Source organism: Streptomyces sp. NPDC004031, from assembly GCF_053604375.1.
The window spans coordinates 1-2,570 of sequence record NZ_JBSGHL010000138.1 but is presented as its reverse complement, the minus strand read 5'-3'; the positions used below and the strand labels follow the sequence as shown (position 1 = coordinate 2,570).

General features: G+C 59.7%; 1 protein-coding gene. It reads right to left on the bottom strand.

Translation table 11 applies throughout. The features are described 5' to 3' along the window. Positions 1 to 994: 994 nt before the first annotated feature. A partial coding sequence (locus ACWERV_RS36620; protein WP_452941199.1) for a glycosyltransferase occupies positions 995 to 2,570 on the bottom strand: 1,576 nt, incomplete at its 5' end.

Below are 2,570 nucleotides of genomic sequence, written 5' to 3'. Positions count from 1 at the left end.
GCCCGCAAGTGCTGTCAAACGCCGTCCAATACCTGCCCACATCGATCGATGCCTCATCGACGGCGAACCGATCCGCCAAGGCGGCCGGGCTCCTTGTTGGTGACACGAATGTATCGCACCGCCCGACCCTGCCTGACGCTCGCTCCGATCCGTAGGCGTTCTCATCCGCCGTCCCAAAGTACCGGCAAGCGAAGGCGAGCCAGTCGCCCGCGAGCTTGTCGTATCGAGTGCGGACCCGATCAAAATGTCTGATGCGATTGAAGAACCGGGCAACGATGCTTTGAGTTCGGTACAGCTCACGGCCACGCCTTGTGTCTCGCTTCGAACGCGGCGAGATGGCAGGCCGGGCGTGCGCGGCGCGACTTCTCGAAGGCATCCAAGCGTAGCATCTGCCGGCCCTCCCCGCACTCGTGCGCAGGCGCTCCACCCATCCACGCGCGCACGATCTTTGGACAACCCGAGCCTCGGCAATGCTCGGTCGCGAAGGACATGCGGCTGCATCGACAGCCACATAGATTGGCGGTCGGGCCGCCGCATGATCGGCCGAGCGCTGGTCGTCGTTTTGTCAAGCATAAGCCGAATGCTGAGGCTCATACACGACGGCCAAGTACAAGTAAAACAAGAAAAATTATAGCGACAGCATTGTAGCCGATGAGTTTGGCATCGGGGTTCAACGAAAGTCATATACCCGTCGCAGACGAGAATGGAACGCATTGGAAGTGCAACAAAAAGTGTTCGAACACCTCTCATCCCGGATAGAAAACCGCCCCCCATCCATGCTCATTCCGGAATACGGTAGGCGAGACGAGAGCCTTTGCGCAATCTGGCCGCTACCTTTATGGGGCCAGAAACAAAGCAATTGAACGCAAAGACACATCAGGCGCCGGGCCATCGGTCCCGCAGCGACGAATGCTTCGCCTTCGGGATTCGAGCCGCGCTCCGCTTGTTCCTCGATGGAGCAGTTCCTACCCGGGTGTTGGACGACTGAAGGCCATTACGAGCGCAGCCGTCTGCGCGCACGCCATACGGTTTGCAACCCGTGCCGCGTCAGCTTGATCGCCCACGGCGCCTTGGCCTTGAGGTACTCCACGATCTTCCGCGTCGCAAAAATGGCCCTGCTGTTCTGATAGAAGGCGAGCTGACTGCGTAACGCGTGGAGTTCCTCCTCCAACGCGCCGGGCGCTGCAGAGGCGGCCTGCCCGCCCTCAAGAACATACAGTGGGAGCCTCACCTCCCCCGCCTCGACCATCTTGCCCGTCAACAACGCGTGGTACAACTCACGATGCCGCGCGACACGCTCCGGAGTGTGATACATCGAATTCGCACGACGCCGATAGAAGAAATGAATGCCGTTCGTTGCAATGAAGCGCTTCCCCGTGGCGAGTGCGCGGGAATAGAGATCCCAATCCTCATACGCTTCGAGTTCTTCACGATACTTCAGCTCGCGCAACACTACCGTACGCGCCATGCAGGTTGCGGTCGAAAAGCGGTTTTCGTACATGCCGAGCGCCCGCGCTTCGCCATAGAACACCGCGTAATCGGCGAATGCGGCCTGTCGACCGATCTGCCCTTCCTCTCGATCCAGGAAGAATCCGGTTTGCGGCACGACGAAATCGAATTCAGGATTGCGTTGCAATGCGTCGACCGCCAGTTCGATGAACTGGGGACCAATGAGATCGTCCGCATCGAGCGTGAGTATGAACTCTCCGCACACGTGCTGAAGCGCGACATTCCTGGTTGCCGCCAGCCCAAGATTCATGGGATTCCGAACGATGCGTATGCGCCCGCCCAACGTCTGAATGCGTTCGATCGCGAGGCAACTCAACGCGTCAGTCGAACAGTCGTCAACGACGACGATTTCAACGTTCTCGTAAGTCGACGCCAGGATCGAATCGAGTGTGCGCGGAAGATACTCGCCCAGATTGAAATGCGGTACGACTACCGATACGAGCGGGCGACTCGCGACCGACTTCGGCGCAGGCGGCGCCTGCAACATGTCCCACGGCGTCGGGTCGGAGGGCATTTTCACAATTTCCCGCACGCCATGCGCATAAGCAACGGCAAGGGCGGCGGCAAGCCCTTCTGCGGTACCGTCGAACTTGCAACAATTGAGACCATCACGCCATGGCGAACTGTCACCGAACGCCGGATTGTTGCCATTCAGCACGCAAATGGCACCGGCGAGCGAAGCCTCGTACGCCGACAAACAGAATGACTCGAACTGCGAAGTCGTCACGCTGATCGACCGGGACAGCAGATGCGCGCGCTCGATCGGGCTGGCATTGTCGAGAAAGACAAAGCGCCCCGCCAGATCGGGTGGAACCATCCGCCGCAGCCGCGCCATGGCATCCGGCGACGAATGTGCGGCAAATACGATGTTGCCGCGATATTCCGGATGCGCACGCACGAATCCGCACGCACCGCGGAGAAAGAGATCCGGCCGCTTCAGATACTGGATTTTCGATGGGAATACGATCGGCGTATCTGCGCAAGCGCTGATCGGCTCTCGCGCAACATCGCCGAAATCAAGTGTCACGGGCGGCGCGTGGACGTGGATGCGAGGCAGCCAT